Source organism: Phaeobacter sp. S60 (genome assembly GCF_000826845.1).
GTDB lineage: Bacteria > Pseudomonadota > Alphaproteobacteria > Rhodobacterales > Rhodobacteraceae > Phaeobacter > Phaeobacter piscinae.
Map to the genome: position 1 here is coordinate 41,503 of NZ_JSWJ01000008.1, position 18,408 is coordinate 59,910.

The 18,408-nt window shown below is 60.1% G+C and carries 19 protein-coding genes and 1 pseudogene; 6 read left to right on the top strand and 14 right to left on the bottom strand.

Translation table 11 applies throughout. The features are described from left to right. Positions 1-107: 107 nt before the first annotated feature. The 4 genes from OO25_RS07920 to nagA are packed head-to-tail and all read left to right on the top strand — an operon-like array spanning position 108 to position 3,975. Entirely contained in the window at positions 108-1,010 is a 903-nt protein-coding gene (locus OO25_RS07920; RefSeq protein WP_040179522.1) for a BadF/BadG/BcrA/BcrD ATPase family protein, read from the top strand. After that, positions 1,007-1,765 (top strand): GntR family transcriptional regulator, encoded by a 759-nt coding sequence (locus OO25_RS07925; RefSeq protein WP_040179525.1) that lies wholly within the window; start codon positions 1,007-1,009, stop codon positions 1,763-1,765. The genes OO25_RS07920 and OO25_RS07925 overlap by 4 nt, the downstream gene beginning before the upstream one ends. A gap of 24 nt (positions 1,766-1,789) precedes the next feature. Next, a complete protein-coding gene (locus OO25_RS07930) occupies positions 1,790-2,818 on the top strand; it encodes an SIS domain-containing protein (protein WP_040179527.1) in 1,029 nt (342 codons plus the stop codon). Next, entirely contained in the window at positions 2,815-3,975 is a 1,161-nt protein-coding gene (gene nagA, locus OO25_RS07935; RefSeq protein ID WP_040179528.1) for an N-acetylglucosamine-6-phosphate deacetylase, read from the top strand. Before OO25_RS07930 ends, nagA begins: the two co-directional genes overlap by 4 nt. A gap of 262 nt (positions 3,976-4,237) precedes the next feature. On the opposite strand, the gene OO25_RS23110 is transcribed toward nagA, so the two are convergent. Together OO25_RS23110 and OO25_RS07940 are read right to left on the bottom strand one after the other, a co-directional pair. Beyond that, positions 4,238-4,570 (bottom strand): hypothetical protein, encoded by a 333-nt coding sequence (locus OO25_RS23110; protein ID WP_197540509.1) that lies wholly within the window; start codon positions 4,568-4,570, stop codon positions 4,238-4,240. A 7-nt stretch (positions 4,571-4,577) separates the two neighbouring features. Continuing rightward, positions 4,578-6,881: an AAA family ATPase gene (locus tag OO25_RS07940; protein ID WP_197540510.1), complete on the bottom strand. Its 2,304-nt coding sequence runs from the start codon at positions 6,879-6,881 to the stop codon at positions 4,578-4,580. A 362-nt stretch (positions 6,882-7,243) separates the two neighbouring features. Between OO25_RS07940 and OO25_RS07945 the strand changes: the two genes are divergently transcribed. Continuing rightward, the gene (locus OO25_RS07945; RefSeq protein WP_242407004.1) at positions 7,244-7,990 is read left to right on the top strand and encodes a sulfite exporter TauE/SafE family protein; all 747 of its coding nucleotides are present in this window, start codon (positions 7,244-7,246) and stop codon (positions 7,988-7,990) included. Positions 7,991-8,181: 191 nt separating this feature from the next. Here OO25_RS07945 and OO25_RS23205 read toward each other — a convergent pair whose 3' ends face one another. The 5 genes from OO25_RS23205 to OO25_RS07960 all read right to left on the bottom strand — a co-directional run bounded on the left by OO25_RS23205 (position 8,182) and on the right by OO25_RS07960 (position 11,055). Further along, on the bottom strand, positions 8,182-8,397 hold the full coding sequence (locus tag OO25_RS23205; RefSeq protein ID WP_052465618.1) for a hypothetical protein: 216 nt from the start codon (positions 8,395-8,397) through the stop codon (positions 8,182-8,184). A 10-nt stretch (positions 8,398-8,407) separates the two neighbouring features. Continuing rightward, positions 8,408-8,719: a transposase gene (locus tag OO25_RS23210; protein WP_052465619.1), complete on the bottom strand. Its 312-nt coding sequence runs from the start codon at positions 8,717-8,719 to the stop codon at positions 8,408-8,410. Beyond that, on the bottom strand, positions 8,706-8,903 hold the full coding sequence (locus OO25_RS23215; RefSeq protein WP_242407006.1) for an IS66 family transposase zinc-finger binding domain-containing protein: 198 nt from the start codon (positions 8,901-8,903) through the stop codon (positions 8,706-8,708). Before OO25_RS23215 ends, OO25_RS23210 begins: the two co-directional genes overlap by 14 nt. 496 nt (positions 8,904-9,399) lie before the next feature. After that, positions 9,400-9,651 carry a transposase gene (locus OO25_RS23430; protein ID WP_082035298.1) on the bottom strand — a complete coding sequence of 84 codons (252 nt, stop codon included), beginning with the start codon at positions 9,649-9,651 and terminating at the stop codon, positions 9,400-9,402. Between the two features lie 339 nt (positions 9,652-9,990). Continuing rightward, the gene (locus tag OO25_RS07960) at positions 9,991-11,055 is read right to left on the bottom strand and encodes a GNAT family N-acetyltransferase (RefSeq protein WP_040179533.1); all 1,065 of its coding nucleotides are present in this window, start codon (positions 11,053-11,055) and stop codon (positions 9,991-9,993) included. A gap of 207 nt (positions 11,056-11,262) precedes the next feature. On the opposite strand from OO25_RS07960, the pseudogene OO25_RS23220 reads away from it, so the two are divergent. After that, positions 11,263-11,361, top strand: a pseudogene (locus OO25_RS23220) (IS6 family transposase); the annotation flags it as partial. 108 nt (positions 11,362-11,469) lie between these two features. Here OO25_RS23220 and OO25_RS07965 read toward each other — a convergent pair. Genes OO25_RS07965 through OO25_RS07995 form a run of 7 tightly spaced genes read right to left on the bottom strand, consistent with a single transcriptional unit; the run spans position 11,470 to position 18,358 of the window. After that, positions 11,470-12,294, bottom strand: coding sequence for a 3-keto-5-aminohexanoate cleavage protein (locus OO25_RS07965; RefSeq protein ID WP_040179536.1), 825 nt, complete (start codon positions 12,292-12,294; stop codon positions 11,470-11,472). A gap of 4 nt (positions 12,295-12,298) precedes the next feature. Further along, positions 12,299-13,180, bottom strand: coding sequence for an intradiol ring-cleavage dioxygenase (locus OO25_RS07970; RefSeq protein ID WP_040175521.1), 882 nt, complete (start codon positions 13,178-13,180; stop codon positions 12,299-12,301). Between the two features lie 4 nt (positions 13,181-13,184). Continuing rightward, on the bottom strand, positions 13,185-14,969 hold the full coding sequence (locus OO25_RS07975; RefSeq protein ID WP_040179539.1) for an FAD-dependent monooxygenase: 1,785 nt from the start codon (positions 14,967-14,969) through the stop codon (positions 13,185-13,187). 2 nt (positions 14,970-14,971) lie between these two features. Continuing rightward, on the bottom strand, positions 14,972-16,072 hold the full coding sequence (locus tag OO25_RS07980; RefSeq protein ID WP_052465620.1) for a branched-chain amino acid ABC transporter permease: 1,101 nt from the start codon (positions 16,070-16,072) through the stop codon (positions 14,972-14,974). Next, a complete protein-coding gene (locus OO25_RS07985; protein WP_040175517.1) occupies positions 16,072-16,935 on the bottom strand; it encodes a branched-chain amino acid ABC transporter permease in 864 nt (287 codons plus the stop codon). Before OO25_RS07985 ends, OO25_RS07980 begins: the two co-directional genes overlap by 1 nt. Continuing rightward, the gene (locus OO25_RS07990) at positions 16,932-17,639 is read right to left on the bottom strand and encodes an ABC transporter ATP-binding protein (RefSeq protein ID WP_040179541.1); all 708 of its coding nucleotides are present in this window, start codon (positions 17,637-17,639) and stop codon (positions 16,932-16,934) included. The genes OO25_RS07985 and OO25_RS07990 overlap by 4 nt, the downstream gene beginning before the upstream one ends. Next, on the bottom strand, positions 17,639-18,358 hold the full coding sequence (locus tag OO25_RS07995; protein WP_040179543.1) for an ABC transporter ATP-binding protein: 720 nt from the start codon (positions 18,356-18,358) through the stop codon (positions 17,639-17,641). Before OO25_RS07995 ends, OO25_RS07990 begins: the two co-directional genes overlap by 1 nt. Positions 18,359-18,408 lie beyond the last annotated feature (50 nt).

Here is an 18,408-nt window from a genome sequence, read left to right on the forward strand (position 1 = left end):
TTATGTAGAGGAATTTTGCAGTAAATACCGCCAATTATCCTGCTGCATGGTAATCTTGCTGTCAGAGAGGTCTTTATTTTGAGTGAAAGGTATCTTATAGGTATTGCATGACCGACTCGCGCTTTCCATATCTGATCGCCGTGGATGGAGGGGGGACCTCCTGCCGCTTTGCCTTACTGAAATCCGGGGCGACACCACCGCAGCAGCTGGTGGTGACCGGCGGCAGCGCCAATGTTTATACGGCGCCCGATCAGGCCGTTGGGACCCTGCGTGGCGGATTGGCGGATCTGCGGCGGCAGTCGGGACTGACTGATGAGGATTTTTACCAGATTCCGGTCTATGCCGGACTGGCTGGTGTCATAGATCGTGAGTCTGCCGCGCGTGTCGCGGAGGCCCTGCCACAGGCGCATGTCCGGGTGGAAGATGACCGCATGCCCGCTGTGGTGGGCGCATTGGGGGAAGAGACCGCCAGCCTCATCGGGGTTGGCACCGGGTCGTTCCTCGGGCGTCAGGTGGCCGGTCAGGTTACGCTTATTGGCGGCCATGGTACGGTTCTGGGGGATGAGGCCTCGGGCGGTTGGCTGGGGCGGCGTGTGTTGCAGTTGACCCTCCAGGCTGCCGAAGGGGTTGAGCCGATGACCCCGCTGCTGCGCAACTGTCTGCGCGACTTTTCCAATGAGACAGCAAGGATTGTCCGTTTTGCCCAGACCGCGCGGCCGGTGGCCTTTGGCGCTTATGCGCCGCGCGTGGCCAAGGCTGCGGCGGAGGGTGATGCGGCGGGGCGGCGGCTGATGGCGGAGGGCGCAGAGTATCTGTGCAACGGTCTGCAGGCGCTGGGGCGTCGGCCTGAGGAACCTGTGTACCATATCGGGGGGGTCGCCGCGCAATACGCCGCCTATCTGCCCGCGGATGTGGCGGATTATCTTCGGAGGGCACAAGGCTCGCCGCTGAATGGCGCGCTGGAGCTGGCACGCCGATTTGCCCGCGAGATCGCGCAGGAGGCAGTATGACGGTTGAGGAATTCCTGACGCCGGCCGCCTGGCTGGACGATGCGGCCGGTCCTCGCTATGTGCGGCTGCGCCAGCGTATTGAGGATGGCATTGAAACCGGGCTCCTCCCCAAAAGCGCGCCGCTGCCTGCGGAGCGGGAAATTGCCACACTCACCGGCCTGTCGCGGGTCACCGTACGCCGTGCGATGCAGGATCTGGTGGATCGCGGCATTATCGTGCAGCGGCAGGGCTCTGGCAGTTTTGTGGCGGATGGCACGCCCAAGGTGGAGCAATCGCTGTCGCAGCTGACCTCCTTTACCGAGGATATGGAGCGGCGCGGGTATGACACCAGTGTTGAATGGCTGGAACGCGGCATTCACACCCCGTCACCGGAAGAGGTGATGGCGCTGGCGCTGACCTCCGGCGAGGCGGTCGCCCGGATCGCGCGTCTGCGCCGGGCCAATGGGCGCCCGATGGCGATTGAACGCGCGTCGCTGCCGGTGGATATCCTGCCCAATCCGCAGGCGGTTCAAGGCTCGCTTTATGAGGTTCTGGAGCAATCCGGCAGCCGTCCGGTGCGGGCGTTGCAGCGGATCTCGGCGATCAACCTGCCCGAACAAGAGGCGCAGATGCTGGGGGTGGAGCCTGGGATGGCGGGGCTGAGCATCGTGCGGACATCGTATTTGCGCAACCGACGCGTGGTGGAATTCACCCGCTCGATCTATCGCGGCGATGCCTATGATTTTGTCGCCGAGCTGCGGCTCGGGACGACCTAACCTGGCGACCCTGAGGAGGGAACCATGACAGATATCACCAAAATGCGTCGTGAGATCGACGAGATCCCGACAGCTGTGGACCGGCTGCTGAGCCATGGCCGGGCTGAGATTGAGGCCGTCGCAGACGCGGCGCGTGCCCTTGATCCCAATGTCATGGTAACCGTGGCGCGCGGCTCCTCCGACCATGTCTGCACCTATCTGAAATACGCCAGCGAGATCATGCTGGGGGTGCCTGTTGCGTCGGTCGGGCCGTCGGTGGCCTCAATCTACAAGGCGCCGCTGCGCCTGAAGGGCGCGCTGAGCCTCGCGGTGTCGCAGTCCGGCAAAAGCCCGGACATCGTGTCGATGGCGGACAGTGCGCGCAGGGATGGCGCATTGTCGATTGCGCTGACCAATGATGCGGCCTCGCCGCTGGCGGCGGCGGCGGATCACACGTTGGATATCCATGCGGGGCCTGAGCTGAGCGTGGCGGCGACCAAGACCTTTGTGACCTCGGCTGTGGCCGGGCTGTGGCTGCTGGCGCAATGGGATCGCAATCAGGCGGTCGTAGCGGCGTTGCACGCGTTGCCGGAACAGTTGGACCGCGCCTGCCGGATCGACTGGCCCGAGGTGCGCGACGCCATTGGCGCGCGGTCCTCCCTGTTCACATTGGGCCGGGGACAGGCGTTGGCAGTCTCCAATGAGGCGGCGCTGAAGTTCAAGGAAACCTGCCAGCTGCATGCGGAGAGCTATTCCTCGGCAGAGGTCTTGCACGGGCCAGTCTCCATTGTGGAAGAGGGGTTCCCGGTGCTAGGCTTTGCGGCGGCGGATGCGGCGGAGGGCGCGCTGGCGGGCATTGCCGATCAGATCGCGGCCAAGGGCGCGCAGGTCTTTGCCACCACGGATAAGGTCACGGCAGCGCAGCGGGTGGACCATGTCCGCACCGATCATGCACTGACAGACCCGATTAGTCTGATCGTGTCCTTCTATGCGATGGTCGAAGCCTTCGCCGCCTCGCGCGGGATCGACCCGGATGCACCGCGCCACCTGAAGAAAGTGACGGAAACGGTATGACTGGGGATCGGCATTTGCTGCGTGCCCTGACGGGCGCGCGGATCCTGACCCCGGTGGGCTGGGAAGACGACAGCGCGCTGGTGCTGCGCGGCGATCAGATCGCGGCGGTTCTGCCGATGGGCAAACTGCCCGAGGGGGCCGAGATTACAGCACTTGATGGCGGGATCCTGACAGCAGGGTTTGTCGACCTGCAGGTCAACGGCGGCGGTGGGGTCATGTTCAATGACGTCCCGGAACTGGAGCAGTTGCAAGTCATCGCTGCCGCACATGCGCGGATTGGTGCGACCTCGATCCTGCCGACGCTGATCACTGATACGCCGAATTGCGTGGCCCGCGCGATTGAGGCCACCGTGGAGGCGATTGCCGCCGGTGTTCCAGGCATCGTCGGATTGCATCTGGAGGGGCCACATCTGGCGGTCTCGCGCAAGGGTGCGCATGATGCGTCGCTGATCCGCCCGATGAGCGAGAAGGATTTGGTGGCTCTCTGTGCCGCCGCAGCCCGGTTGCCGCTGCTGAAGGTTACGCTGGCCTGCGAGGCGGTCACCCCGGCGCAGATCCGGCGGTTGAGCGAGGCCGGGGTGCTGGTGTCGCTGGGCCACACCGACGCCAGCCATGCTGATTGCGTGGCGGCGGTTGCGGCGGGCGCGCGCTGCGTCACCCATCTGTTCAACGCCCAGAGCCAGCTTGGCAATCGCGAACCCGGTGTTGTCGGCGCGGCACTTGATCTTGGCGGGCTGTCCGCCGGGCTGATTGCTGATGGCGTGCATGTGCACCGGGCGTCGATCCGGGCGGCGCTGGCAGCCAAGACCGGACCGGGGCAGGTGTTTCTGGTCAGCGATTCCATGGCCACCGGAGGTTCCGACATTGACCGGTTTACCCTGAATGGCCGCGAAATCCGCCGCGATAACAACCGTCTGACCCTGGCTGATGGCACCCTTGCGGGTGCGCATCTTGAGCTGGCAACAGCGGTGCAGATCCTGGTTGAGGGGTGTGATGTCCCGCTGGAGACGGCCCTGGAGATGGCCTCTACCCGGCCTGCGGACCTGATTGGGCGATCCGATCTGGGACGGCTGCAACCCGGCGCGCGCGCTGACGTGCTGCATCTGAACAACACGCTGGAGCTGCGGCAGGTCTGGCAAGGCGGGCTGGCTCTGTAGCTGCTGTCGCGTCAGGTCGAGGCGCTTCAGTGTGCGATGACATATGTGGTGAATGTCGCCGCCAAGTTTTTTGCTGGGGCCGCAAGTCGTGTTGGTCCGTTTTAGCTCACGTCGATCGATGCTGCGTTTTAAGCCAACGGCTGCGATGCGCAGATAGCGACATATGCAAAGTTGGAGTGATAGGACATGACTTCTGGCCCGAGCAACCCAATAGCCGACGTTCAACGACTTACATTTGACGTCAGCGCATCTTGCCGCATTCTTATTTTCTTGGTTTCATCTGCGGGCGCGCTTTCTCGGCTGCGTCGCTTTCCGCCTTAAGGTCCAAGACGAGTTTTTCCAGAGCTACGATATCAGCGTTGAAATCTTCCGGCTTGGGAACCGGGACAGTATCTGCAGCGGGATTGTCGTGGCTGTGGGTGTTCGCCCGCGTCATGCCCTCATGAAATCGGATCGCGAGCGCATCCGACAAGGAGACATAGCGCAACAGTTGCGTCTGGATGACGTCGGTGCCTCTACGAACGATGTCCCTGAAAATAATCTCTTCAACCACGCGCTCATAGGTATCGCGCACCCGGCCATAGAGGTGCTTCACCTTGTATTCATAATCGGCCGGACTGCTCGCGAGCAACTTGGGCAGTGGCGCAAAGTCGCTTTTGATCTTGCCTATGCGCTTGGCGACGTTGAGACCCTTCCATACCATGCCAGCGGCATCGATTTTTCCAGCGGCGTTTTGGTCCCCGAAGAGGGCGATTGTTGTCGGCTCGATACCCTGGCCTTCGGCAGCGCCGCACAGTTCGTTGAAAAAGATGATATCGTGGGTGGAACACGACTACCTGCCGCTGGTGAGCCTCTGCGGCAAGTCGTTTAGCAACACGTGCGCTCCGGTCGCGGTCGAGCGATGATACTGGATCGTCGACAATGATCGGCCCGGATTCGTCGGTCAGTGTCACTTCAGTGAGAAAGCCCGCGAGCGCGAGCGCCCGCTGCTCACCCTCACTGAGAATTTCCGAGGTGACCCTGGTGAGTTTTGTCTTCGGATCGACCTCGAATTCGGCCTTGGTCTGACCACTTTTCCGCGAAAGGCCGACGTTGAGGTACATTATGTCGAATCCCTCGCGCTCAGCGTCGAATTGCGTCACCACCGCCGATGTGAGATGCTTATCAACCAAATCGTTTGCGCGCTTCGTGATCCCCGTGGTCTGCACTTCAGCGAGCGCTTTTGCGTACGCGGCATCGGTTACGAGGAGATCTCGCCGCTTAACCAGCTTGGTGCGATTGGTCGCAAGGATCTTCTTATCTTCGAGTTCGGCCTTCTCGCTGGCCAGCCTCTCGCGCTCCTGCGCCGCACCAGCCTTAGCAAGCGCGCCCTTCTCGTCTTTGAGTTTCTTCGCCAATTCCTTCATCAAGGCATGCGGCGAGTCGAGCGCCGGAACTGACGCGCTGTCGTCGCCTGCCAATCTCGCAATGGCACCCTGGCGCCGCTGCGTTGCCGACAGCTGAAAACTCAACAAGGCGTCGGCGAGCTTCGGCTCGCGCTGTCGGATCTGCTCGCCCCGATCAGCGAAGCCTTTCGCGCTCAGCTGTATCAATGGTGGAAGCGCGTCTACGGCATCGGTGACCGCCTTCTCGGCCTTCGTGGCGGCGACGTCGAGTGTATCGTCCATGTATTTCTGGAAACGTTGCAACCGTGCGGTGCCCTCGGGAAGCAGCGGTTGCTGACAAAGAACGCAGTTTGCCGGACCGGATTCGGTCTTAGTGACTGGGAACTCGGCACTGCCATATGCATCGCTCACCGAATAGTCGCGCGCTGCGGCCCACAGCGCGCGCCAGCTCTCGCTTCCCACGCCGGGCAGCGGCTCGTCCGTGAAAAGAGCGCTTGCCGACAATTGCGCTGTCTGGCGCGCGGTGACGGCACTATTGCGCAAGGTCGTGAACCCAAACAGGGCGGTGTCCGAAAAGGCAGTCGCAGCGGTTTCGCATTCGTCTGCGATCGACTCGACCCATCCGATAAGTGCGGTCAAGTCTGCGACTGCCGCCGAACCTGCCGACAGGATCGCCGCAATCTCATCGAGGCGTTCTTGATCCACTGCTGAGAATTTGGCTGCGTCGTCAATCTTGGCATCGGTTGTAGCCCTGTCCAACTCGCGGCCAAATAACTGGGCCTTCGTGTCACGCTGGACTGGGAAGATGATCTCCGTGAGGCTTGCCTTGTCTCCTACGACTGCTAACCGCTCTGCGTCGAGGGATTCTTTGAGCTTGAGGCAGACGCTATTAAGACGGTGCGGAAGCGCGAGGCCAAAGGGTAAGTAGCGTATTTGGCTACCGCCATCGACATAGAGCTGCGCGGAAAGTGTATCGAACACCGCGATTGGCGTGAGCTCTGGTGCCGCTATCATTCCCGCCGTCCAAACGACCGGCGTGTCGCCTTTGCCCGCATCGATGATGATTTCGGCCGACTGCGGCACAGTACTGCCGCCATAGACGTCGGATAGGACCTTCAGCTTGGCGGGATTCTCAACGCGGGTCCGGCACGCGGTGCGCAGGATGCGCACAAAGCCGCTTTTACCACTACCGTTGCGACCGTATATTACGGTCAGCGCCTTAGGGCAAAAATCAAGTCTTGCCTTCGCGACGAGCCGATTAACATTCTGCACATTGGCAATGCTCTTGAGCACGATCGGCTTTCGCTTTCCGCCGCCGAAATGCACCTTGGCGAAAGGAACGGGTGCCGGAACTGGCGTGGTGAGCTGAAAACCGGCCGCTTCCTTGATCATCGCTAACAAGTCGTCGAAATCGCCCCCGGATAGCTCATTGCTGACTGCGAGCCGACGCAGGGCATCCTGCCGCCACGGCGCCAGCTTCTTCGACCAGACTTCGATTTCGTCGATTGGGCCTGCCGTCATGTTTCCCTCACCTCTTCTGACCGTTTTTGACTCGCTCGACGTTACATTAGTAATCCAACTTATGGTAGAATTTCAGTCAGGCAGCAGCGAAACATAGGATAGACAATTTCGCGGAAGTTCAGAGCCAGCTTTTCGTCATAGGCGTGGTCAACTGCCAGCCGGAAATCACCTCAGGACCTGACATTCGTAAACTTAACTTCGAATGGCCGGTTTCCGCCCGACCTGTTGGGGGCTTCTTGCCCGGCGGTGCCAAAAGGAATGTCTCCTTTGGGCTGGATGCCGCCATTTGAAGGTGCTAAGAGCATCATTCAGGCGAGAATTGACCGAGCCATGATGCGTGCCATCCCTATAATCAGGAGATCTTGCTGATTGATTTTATCATCATCACAGGCGCGGCCTTCTTTGCCGGTGTCCTGAATGCTATTGCTGGAGGGGGTAGTTTCCTGACGTTTCCAGCACTCGTCTTTGTTGGTGTGCCGCCCATCGCCGCGAATGCAACCAGCGCCGTTGCGGTGTTTCCAGGCTACCTGAGTGGTGCTGCTGGGTTCATGGAAGAACTCCGCATCTTTGATCGGGGCGCGCTTTTGGCGCTGCTCGGTTTGTCCGTCGTGGGCGGCGTATTGGGCGCGATATTGTTGCTGATCACACCATCCGCGGTCTTTAGTTTCATCGTTCCCTGGCTTTTACTGTTTGCAACGCTGCTGTTTGCCTTTGACGAGAACATTCGTAGCTGGACCCAGAGCAAAAAGGGCGTGAACCCCATTGGCAAAACCACAACCATCCTGACCGTGACCACATATGGCGGCTATTTCAATGGCGGCTTGGGCATCGTATTGCTGGCGCTGTTCTCTGGCTTGGGCTATCGCGACATAAACCTGATGAACGGGCTGATGAACGCGCTCTCCTTCATTCTGTCGGGAGCATCTGTCGCCACCTTCTTGCTGGCTGGAATCGTCTATTTACGCGAAGCTACAATCATGATGGTGGCCGCGACAATCGGCGGTTATATCGGCGCAAAGCTCGCAAAAAGGCTTCCGAGAACGGCCATTCGTACCATAGTAATCGTGGTCGGGCTTGGAATGACCATGGTTTTTTGGACGCGAAGTTGAAATTGATTTCTGCGCATCTGCTCTCTTTGATCAATTGAGCGGTATGCCTAGCGATTGCGTGTCGGGAGTTCTGAATCTTTCCCGTTGCCGGTAACTCTCAAAAGCCCATTTTGCACATCACTGCCGTCAACAAACTGACCGTCCGGTGAGAGTGCTCTGGCGCCCCGCGGGTGATCCCTGCTTTGCGCCATTCAGGCAACCTCGCGGATTGCACCGGACCGGTACAGCTCTTTGAGGCCGGTGTAGCTATCCGCATGCATCCGGCCTTTGTCGCTGGCCAGATGCGCTGAAGGATGCTCGCCTTTGCAGTTTGATGTGAGCCGGTAGTGAGGCATTGGCCGCCATCGGTCCGAGGCCGATGCCGAGCGCGGCAGGCGGATCAGCTCCGCCGCAGGGCCGTTCATCATGGATAAGGGTTCAGACCCACGCGGTGGCACATTTGCCTTTTGCCTGCAAGTTGATCGGGGTATCATCCGAGGAGATGGTCGGACTTGCGCGCACATGACGGCCCATCGCTTCAGCCAGTGGTTCCAGCAGTGCCGCAGACCGGCCAATCCAAATTGCCAGGGGGGAACGGTCCAGATCGATCCTCTCCCGTCCGTATAACTGCGATCGGCGGTACTGGGGGGCAGTGGTCGGCATTTGCTGACCAGGACCGGGGCGTCCGCGCACGATTGGGTGCGAACGCAGTGCCGATTGAACGATCCCCTCACAATCACGGCAGACCATGTATTGTCCGGCAGGCGCTTTGCATAGCAAATCTGCCGAGAGGGCGCGGGCGGACAATCCGGTTCACAACAAATCGGCCCGGCACATATTCCAGCTCCTCCGCCACACCTTCGGCAATGGCCCGCAGCTTCGGGCCGCATGTGCAGGTCTCACCCAGTGTCAGAACCTGATTAATCCGGGACATTTCGGGCGGCAGCGGTTTGCGCTTGGGTTTGGACTTCTGCCCCCTCAGTATCACCGGCGGGAACATCTTCGCTGGCAACCTGCCTTGCCGCGGTCTCTTCCTCCTCAAGACGGAGCTGAATCTAATCCAGGCTTTCCGGTTTTGATCCGAACCGGTGCCGGTTATGCCCTGTAAGCTGGTGTTCCAGTTCGGTGACCCTCAGAGCCTGGGCCCTCACAAGATCAATCAACCCCTCCGCCGGCTCACGGAGTTTGCCAGGATCGGGAGGTGTTGTTTTGGGCGCATCCAGCATGGGCCGGAATATCTACCGCCACAGCGGAATGGGGATTCTACGGGTCTGCAATCGCGGAGTAATTCCCAGCAGTCAGCGGCTTCCAAGTCTTCGTGCCCGCAGGAGCCAGGATCACGAAGCCAGCTCCCGGATTAAAGCGGCGAGCGAGATCGGGATCGAAGCCGCCTTGAACCTTCAGGCGGTGGCCATTGGAAAGCGCCACCTCTATCTGTGCCCCGGCTTCCGGCGGAGCTGACGCAGGCTCAGCATCCAGAACTTCGGCTCGCGGGTAACGGGCAACTTCTGATTTTCATCAGCCGCTGCGGCAGACGGCGGCTCCTTCCGCCAATTGAAGGCCTGGTTGGGATTCACAGTGGAGCGCCGCGCAACCTGAGCAACCGAAACATCCGGCACCTGCATCTGTGTGCAGATGACCTGGTTCTCATATTTCGACCAATTCCGTCGGCGTATTAGAATGCCAAACCTCGATAATGTCCAATTGCTCGCTAAGGGACGCTACCCATCACCAATGACCACCGGTGGTGCGGGCAGACCGGACAGTTACCTATCAACCGCTGCAGCATTGGGTATAAAAGGCCCATAGTCAGATTTCGCCACCTGCCACACGAACATCTGCTGCCAATGAGGGAACGTCATGGTGTCGTCCCGGGCGGCACGATTTGAAGAACTTGGCCAAAGCTCTGGCGAGATGCTTCTTTTGCCTCAGAACCATCGGTCTTGCTGAGCTGGCATTCGGCAGCACTGAGCCCTTTTGGAAATTTCTGTCGTAGCCTGGCGAAGGACCGCTTCACCAAGTCAGGCTTCAGATTCTGATCCATATTCTCGACGAAGCTGCCGAACGAACAGAGCTTCTGGTCTATCCAGCGCGATCTCCCAAGCGTCGGTACTCGAAGTGATAACCTCCTTGAACCCTTGCATATTCTCAGGTTCGTCCGAGATCAAAACCCAACCACCGCCTGACACGCTGCTGATCAATCGCTTCAGCACGATCAATCGATCTTTCTCAGAAAGCATGTGCAACGTACGGTCCAGAAGAAGCACATCAAACTCCCCATCGGGAACGAAGGTCCTGATGTCAGAAACGATTCCCTTAATGCTGAGGTTTTCGCGGCGTGCTGCTTCGTTCAAATCACGAATGCCATTAGGCGAGAGATCGACCCCGACAACTCGGTGCCCAAGGCGCCCGACAAATATTGCGTCGCGACCTTGGCCGCAGCCAATGTCCAATAAACGTAGATGATTGCCTGCGTGTCGCTTGAAAAAATCGACAAAGAGTTGTGTTGGCTCGCCAAGAGCCTGAGGTGTCGATCCATAGAGTTTGTCGAAGTTGTAGGGGATATACAGACCAAACATCTCTGTTGTCGCGTCTGACAAGTCTTCCACCAACTCAAATCCGTTCTTTTGCAGAACCCTGGAGGACGCAGTATTGCCGTTTTCCACACCGCCAAATAATTGCACGGATTGGCCTTCGTCCTTGCACCGGGTGACGAGCCCCGCGATCAGTTCGGTCGCATATCCCTTTCCCCAAGCCTCTTCTGAAAATAGATACCCCAAATGAACCGTTGTAAGGAATTCGGATTCCGAACACTCAGCCAGGATCAAGAGGCCAAGCAGTCTATCGCTGGCGCGATCACGAACCAGCATTACGTTGCTCTCAGCGGAGCGTGATGTGATCCATTCGTCAATCGCTGGATGTGTCTTTGACATTTGCAAAGATTCAGGCAGGTGTCGTAAAACAACAGGGGTTAAAACGTCCCTGAGTTCCTCGACTAAGGCGCTTCGCTGAGTGTGGCTGCTTATGGTTTCAGACCAACTCTTTACCTGCATCCTTACGGTTTCAAATCGTTTGGTTTGTGTCATGACATCTGCCCTGGTGTCTAGGATCGCAAAGTCTTGGAAAGCGCCCAGACACTGCGTTCAGTTAAGTTAGTTAGATTAACTTACTATATGGGATGATTCTATACCACTGGCAAGACTGATCGAACTCGCCCACAGACTAGGCCACGGACAGTGGGCAAAAGCGGGTGGGCCATCGATGCCAACGGGAGACGTTCTCGACATTCTCGTCAGCCCCGCCGCTATGACTTTGCCGCTCTGACCTATCGCCACGCCCGAGCTGACGCCTTTGCCCTGTGGGACGGATATGCAGTCGAAATATCCGCCTAAATGCTCGGTCTCACCCCTATCACAATCCACGTCAGAAAACTTGGCAATGCCGATTGCCCAGTTTTGCCGGATCACTTCAGCATTGGCTGGCCGAACGGAGCTTTGCGGTCAGGTTAAGCCGAGGATCTTCCGCGCCTGGGCCGGAGTGGCGACCGGGCGGCCGTGGCGGTGACAGATCGCCGCCACCCTTGCCACCAGTTCGGCGTTTGACGACGCGAGCCGGTCCTTGCTGAGACGTATGTTGTCCTCCAGACCAGTCCGTGCATGGCCGCCTTCAGCGACGCACCATTCGTTCAGGGTCAGCTGGTGCTGACCGATCCCCGCCGCGCACCATTCTGCGCTGGGCAACAGGCGGTTCACTGTCTTCACGTAGTAGTCAAAGACATCGCGGTCGGCAGGCATCGCGTTTTTCACCCCCATGACAAACTGAATGTATAATGGCCCCTTCAGACGCCCGTCCGCCTGCATCCGCGCGGCCTGGTGAATGTGGCTGAGGTCGAAGGCTTCGATTTCCGGCTTCACATCATGGACGAGCATCTCTGCTGCAAGCCAGTCCACCAGATCGGGTGGGTTCTCGTAGACGCGGGACGGGAAGTTGTTTGACCCCACCGAAAGCGACGCCATGTCCGGCCGCAAGGGCAGCATGCCGCCCCGTTCCTTGCCAGCACCTGAACGTCCCCCGGTGGAGAATTGGATCACCATGCCGGGGCAGTGTTTTTCCAGCCCTTCTTTGAGGCGTGCAAAGGTCTCGGGATCTGAGGACGGCGTCTCGTCCTCGTTACGCACATGCGCGTGACAGATACTGGCCCCGGCCTCAAACGCGGCATGGGTGCTTTCGATCTGTTCTTCGACAGTAACCGGCACTGCCGGGTTATGCGCCTTGCGCGGCAGGGATCCGGTGATCGCGACACAGATGATGCAGGGTTTCGTCATGCGGTCAGCCCTTTGCCAGAACGAAGTCATGTTCCACCAGATAGAAGGCCTCATCAAATCCGGCTTCTTGCTGCGCTGCCCGGTCTTCGATCAGGTCGAATTTGGCCATCAGGCTCTCTTTCACGCCAAAGACGGCGTCGGAGTTGATATAGGGGTCATCCGGGTCGAAGATGTGGGTGGTCAGACTCTCAAACCCATCAGCCTCGAGGATGTAATGGAAATGCGCGGGCCGGTAGGGGTGTCGGCCAAGGGAGCGCAGCAACTTGCCCACCGGGCCATCATCCGGGATCGGGTAGAATTTCGGCTTTACCGCCCGGAAGCTGTAGGTGCCATCAGGGCCGGTGCGAAAGACGCCGCGCAGGTTGAAATCGGGTTGGATGCCCTTTTGCTGCACATCGTAAAACCCCTCGTCATTGGCCTGCCAGACGTCGATCTTGGCATCCGCGACCGGGGTACCGTCCGTGTCGAGGATCCGGCCCCTGACCAGCATCGGCTCACCCTTGCCATCAAGGCAAATATTCGACCCCATCGGCAACTCTGGTGCCTCAGCCACGTGGAAGGGGCCAAGCACCGTGCTTTCGGACGCGCCGGAAGGTTTGCGGTTGTTGATCGCATCCACCAGCATGGAGACGCCCATGATATCCGACAGCAGGATGAACTCCTGCCGCCAGTCATCGCAGGTGTGCCCCGTTTCCGTCAGGAACATGATGGTCTTGAACCATTCCTCCTGGCTGGGCTCCATTTCCTTGATGGCGGCGTGGATGTGTTTCACCAGGATGTTGACGCAATCGCGCAGCCGCTCATCTTCGGCCTTGGCGTTGCGGGCGGCAACAACCTCGGCGCTGGTTTCCTCGGTGAAGTAGCCGTTTTCGTGTTCATCAAACATGGTGTTACTCCGCTGCCATGGAAGCCGCAGCACTGCGGCCGAAAACTCGGGAAAGCACCCGGCGCAATTCGCCTTTGGGATCCGAGGCCATTTCCTCGGCACGCCAGCAGACGTGATGGTCGGGACGGACCAGGATACAGCCGGAATCGGCAACTTCCGATGCCCGCGCCCAATCACCGGTATGGTCTGCGTATTTACGCCGCGGTCCGATCAAGCGCACCGTCAGCTGCAGGCCGAACTCGGCGGCCACGTCTTCTGCGGCTTCCTCCCAGGCCTCGCCACCGATGCCGGTCAGCAGGGTAAAGGCGCCCTTGCCGCACAGGTCGAGGGTTGAAAGCTTTTCGCCGGTGCCGTGGTCAAACACCCAGACATGCGGCAACCGAGCGCCCGGCCAGGTGGTCGGCTGATAGTGCAGTTCCGCGTCCAGCTCGAATGCCGGTTCCATCTGCCCGTCGGTGACCACGGCATCGGATTTATAGCGCTGGTTCATTTCCACCCCATGGGCGTCGAACTCGTACTTCTTGAAAGCAATCGCCTCGCGGATGGCTGCGCGCTGTTTTTCCGCCTCGGGCGTGGAATCGCAGCGGGCAGCCACGCTGGACCGGATCTCCTCCAGGCCGACGCTACCGGTCATGCCAAGGGTTTCAAAGATTGGGCCGAATTCGCTAATCGACTGATTTGCGCGGGTTACAATCTGCTTGGCAACCGGCGCGCGCTCGGCGGTGTAGCTGTCCAGCAGCACAGGCGCGGCCTGGCCATTCAGCACCGCGGCCAGTTTCCAGGCGAGGTTGAAACTATCCTGGATCGAAGTATTGGAGCCAAGCCCGTTCGACGGCGGGTGCCTGTGCGCCGCATCACCCATGATAAAGACGCGGCCATTGTGCATTCGAGGCGCATAGGCGTTGTTCACGGTCCATGTGTTGGCCGATATGAGGTCGATTTCTAGCTCCGGGTCGCCGACCAGCTGCCGCGCGACCTGTGTTGCCATCGCCTCATCCACAACGGGTGCGGGTTCGTTGATGTCATACCCCCAGACGATCAACCATTCGTTCCAAGGCCGCACCATGCGCACCAGCCCCATGCCGATACCCCCCACATCGGCGCCGGGCTGCATCACCCAGTAGAGCACGCTTGGCCGGTGAGCGACATATTTGGACAGATCCGCGCGGAACAGGATGTTCATCGACCCGCCGACGCCCATCTTGCCTTCGATCGCAAGGTTTTCGTTCTGCGCCACCAGCGAGTTGCCGCCATCGGCACCGACAAGGTATTTTGACCGGACCGTGAATTCGCGGCCCGACAGGCGGTCGCGGCAGGTGGTGGTCACGCCCTCTGCGTCCTGTACATGGTTCAGATACTCGGTGCTCATCCGGGCTTGGGTGCCGCGCTTGCAGGCGGTGGAAAACAGGATCGGCTCCATGAAGGTTTGCGGCAGGTCATTCATCATCGTCGGGCTGGACAGCAGGTGCTCGGCCTTTGACAGAGGGTGGTTGCCCCAGCTTTTCACCCGGCCGATCTCCTCCCCTGCAAGGCTTTCGCAAAAGACATTCTCGCCCATCAGGTCCTGGTGGGCCGCATGCATATAAGCCTCGGCTTCGACATCCTGCCCCAGATCGCGCAGCACCTCCATCGTGCGTTGGTTGGTGATATGGGCGCGGGGGGTGCTGGCCAGCCAGCCGTAGCGGTTGATCGCCATATTTGCGATGCCGTAGCTTGACAGAAGCGCCGCTGTTGCGGAGCCCGCAGGCCCGGTGCCGATGATAAGCACGTCGGTTTCGATCTCAGCCATGATTAATCCTCCTTGAGTGTGCCGCCGTTCAGACGCCGCTGAACGGGAAAAAGCTGAATGCCGGTCCGGTCGGAGAAAAGCCCCCATAGGCCACGAGGGGCCAGGAGCATGACGGCGATTCCGATAAGACCAAGCGTGAACAGATACCAGCTGCCAAAGTCCGCCAGCAGCGATTGCAATGCGAAGAAGATGAGTACGCCCAGGATCGGGCCCTCGATGGTGCCGATGCCGCCGATCACCACGATGAATATCACGTAAGCCGTCCAATCGGTCACGCTAAAGGCGGCATCAGGGCTGATGCGGGCTTTCTGAACATAGATAAGCGCCCCTGCAAGCCCGGTGCCAAAGCTGGCGGCCAGGAACACCATCCATTTGATCCGGCCAGCATCAACGCCAACGGATTTCGCAGCCTCCGGATTGTCGCGCACGGCTGAGAGCGCCAGGCCGCGGCGCGAACGCAGAAGCGCATAGATTGCTGCGATAACCACCACCGCCAGCAGCAGCGCCAACCAGTAGGTGAGGACATCGCGCGCGGCGGCGCTCTTCACATCTAACGCGGATTTGATCCAGCCGGTGGCCCACATCTCGCGGGTCGCGCTGCGGGGCAGAGAGGTGCCGGTGCCACCGCCGAGTGATTTAACCTGCGCAAGCAGCAGCCGCGCCACCTCGGCCAAGACCCAGGTGCCGATGGCGAAATAGGCGCCTGCGAGTCGAAAGGCGAAAAAACCCATTGGCACCGCAAGGGCGGCCGCCGCCAGCCCGCCCAGCAGAATTGCAGCGATCGGATCGATGCCTGCAATGATAACGCCGCCGAACATCGCATAGGCGCCGATGCCGACAAAGGCCTGCTGACCAATGCTGACCAGGCCGCCGTAGCCTGCGAGCAGGTTCCAAAGCTGTGCCAGCACCAGCATGGTCATTATGAAGAAGAGATCCTGGATCAGCCCGCGCCCGGCAAAGAATGGCAAAACCGCCAGCAGAAGGACCGCGCCGCAGGCCAGCAGGCCGAACAGGTCGGACGCCCTTGTCCGAGTCGTTACGCGGAGCGGTGCCGTCGCAGGAAGTGCCGCAGATTGGGCCAGAGAGTGTGTCAGATCAGCCATCAGTCCACCGTCCTTGGAAACAGCCCGCGCGGCTTCATTAGCAGCACGAGGAGGAAGGCCAGATGTCCGGCCAGAATTTGCCACTCGGGGTTAACCGCGGCACCCATCGTCTGTGCAACACCGATGATGATGCCGCCGGCCAGAGTGCCCCAAAGGCTGCCAAGGCCGCCAATGATCACGGCCTCAAAGGCATAGATCAGACGGGCAGGTCCGATCGCAGGGTCGAAATTCGCCCGCATGCCCAGGTAGAGCGCCGCCAGCGTCACCACCAGCATGGCTATTGCTGTGGCCGTGGCAAAGATACGCCCGGGACGGATGCCCATCAGGCTTGCCGTGACCGCATCATCCGAAGTTGCGCGGAAGGCACGACCCAGCCCGGTGCGATAAAACAGCTGGTTCAGCCCCACGATCACCAGGACGGCCGAGGCAAAGGTCAGGAGCGGCAATACCCCAATGCTGAGATCGCCCAGCTTCACCGAGGCGGTGGAGATCGCCCCCGCCGGCAGGCGCTGGCTATCGGCGCTGAACCCTTCCAATAGGGCATTTTGCAGAGCGATGGACAGTCCGAATGTCACCAACAGTGGCGGCAGGATATCTGTTCCCAGCGTTCGGTTCAGCAGGTGCATCTGCAGCAGCCAACCAGCTGCGAACATCACCGGTGCGGCCACCAGCGCCGCCACAATTGGCGGTAGTCCCAAAAGCGTTACCAAGACAAGGATCAGGTAGGCTGCGCATACAATCAGGTCGCCATGTGCCAGGTTCACCAGCCGCATGATCCCGAAAACGAGGCTGAGACCAGCCGCAAAAAGCGCATAAAGCCCGCCCAGCAGGATGCCCTGCAGTATCGTGTCGACCCAGATCATGCGGCGGCTCCAAAATAGGCTGCGTGGATATCTTCGCGGCGCAGGTCGCCTGGCTTCCCTTCAAGGGTGATGCGTCCTTCCATCATGCAGCAGACCCGGTCAGCGGCTGCCATTGCCTGGCCGATATCCTGCTCCACCACGATCAGGCTGGCGCCGCTCTGCTGGATTTTCGGCACGGCGGCATAGATGTCGCGGATCACCACCGGCGCCAGGCCGAGGCTGATCTCATCACATAAAAGAACCTTGGGGTTCGACATCAACGCGCGGCCAATGGCGACCATCTGCTGTTGCCCGCCTGAAAGGGCAGTGCCGGGGCTGTGCCGCCGCTCCGCAAGGATCGGGAACAAGTCGTAGATCGCCTCAAGGCTCCAGTATCCTTGAATCTTGCGCCCATAGCTACCGATCAGCAGGTTCTCTTCGACAGAGAGAGATGGAAACAGTTTGCGCCCCTCCGGCACCATCGCAAGACCCAGAGGCATGATTTGATCAGCGCTGAGCGCCCCCACAGGCCGACCCGCCAGATGCACCATTTCGGGGGTCGATGGCAGTATACCTGCCAGCGCCCGCATCAGGGTTGTTTTCCCCGCTCCGTTGGCGCCGATTATGGCAAGGGTTTCCCCTTCGTCCAGCCGCAGGTCGATGCCGAAAAGCGCCTGAAAGTCACGGTAGTGGGCGGTAAGGCCGCGTGTTTCCAGAATGGGCATCAGACACCGGCCCCCAGATAGATCTCCCGGACCTCGGCCCGGTTCATGATGTCGTCAGGCGCGCCGAGACCGATCACCTTGCCGAAATTTAGCACCAAAAGCCGCTCTACCACCGAGGTGAGCGCATGCAGAACATGCTCGATCCAGATAATGGTGACGCCGCGCGCATGGACGCTGCGGATGGTGTCAACGAGGGACAGGCATTCGGCCTCGGTCAAACCGCCGGCGATCTCGTCCAGCAGGAGCAGCTTGGGATTGGTCGCGAGGGCGCGCGCCATTTCCAGTCGCTTGCGTTGCAGCAGAGCAAGCCCGCCCGCCGGTTGATTGGCGGCCTGCAGCAGCCCGCATTGGCCAAGTATGCGAGCGCAGTCGGCCTGCACGTCCCGTTCGGGGGCCTTGCGGCCATGGGTGGCGGCGACCAACAGGTTCTCGAATACAGTCATGTTGTCGAAGGGCTGCGGCACTTGGAAGGACCGGCCAACACCCGCGAAACAGCGCTGCATGGCGGGCGCTTTGGTCAGGTCATGCCGATCAAACCGGATGGTTCCTGCGTCGCTGCGCAGATTGCCGGTAATGAGATTGAAAAGCGTCGACTTTCCGGCGCCATTGGGCCCGATAATGCCGAGCGCCTGGCCGGCCGGAACTTCGAAGGTGACGTCATCAGCCACTTTCAGCTGACCGAAGCTTTTCGATACGTTCTGCAATGAGAGAAGGGTCATGTCAGCAGCTCCACCCGCTCTATCGCGCCGATGCGGCAAAGCGCGGTTCC

Excerpts from the sequence above, each read along its gene's own strand:
- OO25_RS07960 (WP_040179533.1), bottom strand. The coding sequence starts at position 11,055 with ATGACACAAACCAAACGATTTGAAACCGTAAGGATGCAGGTAAAGAGT.
- OO25_RS23210 (WP_052465619.1), bottom strand. The coding sequence starts at position 8,719 with ATGGTCTGCCGTGATTGTGAGGGGATCGTTCAATCGGCACTGCGTTCG.
- OO25_RS07985 (WP_040175517.1), bottom strand. The coding sequence starts at position 16,935 with ATGATCTGGGTCGACACGATACTGCAGGGCATCCTGCTGGGCGGGCTT.
- OO25_RS07980 (WP_052465620.1), bottom strand. The coding sequence starts at position 16,072 with ATGGCTGATCTGACACACTCTCTGGCCCAATCTGCGGCACTTCCTGCG.
- OO25_RS07995 (WP_040179543.1), bottom strand. The coding sequence starts at position 18,358 with ATGACCCTTCTCTCATTGCAGAACGTATCGAAAAGCTTCGGTCAGCTG.
- OO25_RS07930 (WP_040179527.1), top strand. The coding sequence starts at position 1,790 with ATGACAGATATCACCAAAATGCGTCGTGAGATCGACGAGATCCCGACA.
- OO25_RS07965 (WP_040179536.1), bottom strand. The coding sequence starts at position 12,294 with ATGACGAAACCCTGCATCATCTGTGTCGCGATCACCGGATCCCTGCCG.
- nagA (WP_040179528.1), top strand. The coding sequence starts at position 2,815 with ATGACTGGGGATCGGCATTTGCTGCGTGCCCTGACGGGCGCGCGGATC.
- OO25_RS07920 (WP_040179522.1), top strand. The coding sequence starts at position 108 with ATGACCGACTCGCGCTTTCCATATCTGATCGCCGTGGATGGAGGGGGG.
- OO25_RS07970 (WP_040175521.1), bottom strand. The coding sequence starts at position 13,180 with ATGTTTGATGAACACGAAAACGGCTACTTCACCGAGGAAACCAGCGCC.
- OO25_RS23205 (WP_052465618.1), bottom strand. The coding sequence starts at position 8,397 with ATGATGAACGGCCCTGCGGCGGAGCTGATCCGCCTGCCGCGCTCGGCA.
- OO25_RS07940 (WP_197540510.1), bottom strand. The coding sequence starts at position 6,881 with ATGACGGCAGGCCCAATCGACGAAATCGAAGTCTGGTCGAAGAAGCTG.
- OO25_RS07925 (WP_040179525.1), top strand. The coding sequence starts at position 1,007 with ATGACGGTTGAGGAATTCCTGACGCCGGCCGCCTGGCTGGACGATGCG.
- OO25_RS07990 (WP_040179541.1), bottom strand. The coding sequence starts at position 17,639 with ATGCCCATTCTGGAAACACGCGGCCTTACCGCCCACTACCGTGACTTT.
- OO25_RS07975 (WP_040179539.1), bottom strand. The coding sequence starts at position 14,969 with ATGGCTGAGATCGAAACCGACGTGCTTATCATCGGCACCGGGCCTGCG.
- OO25_RS23215 (WP_242407006.1), bottom strand. The coding sequence starts at position 8,903 with ATGTCCCGGATTAATCAGGTTCTGACACTGGGTGAGACCTGCACATGC.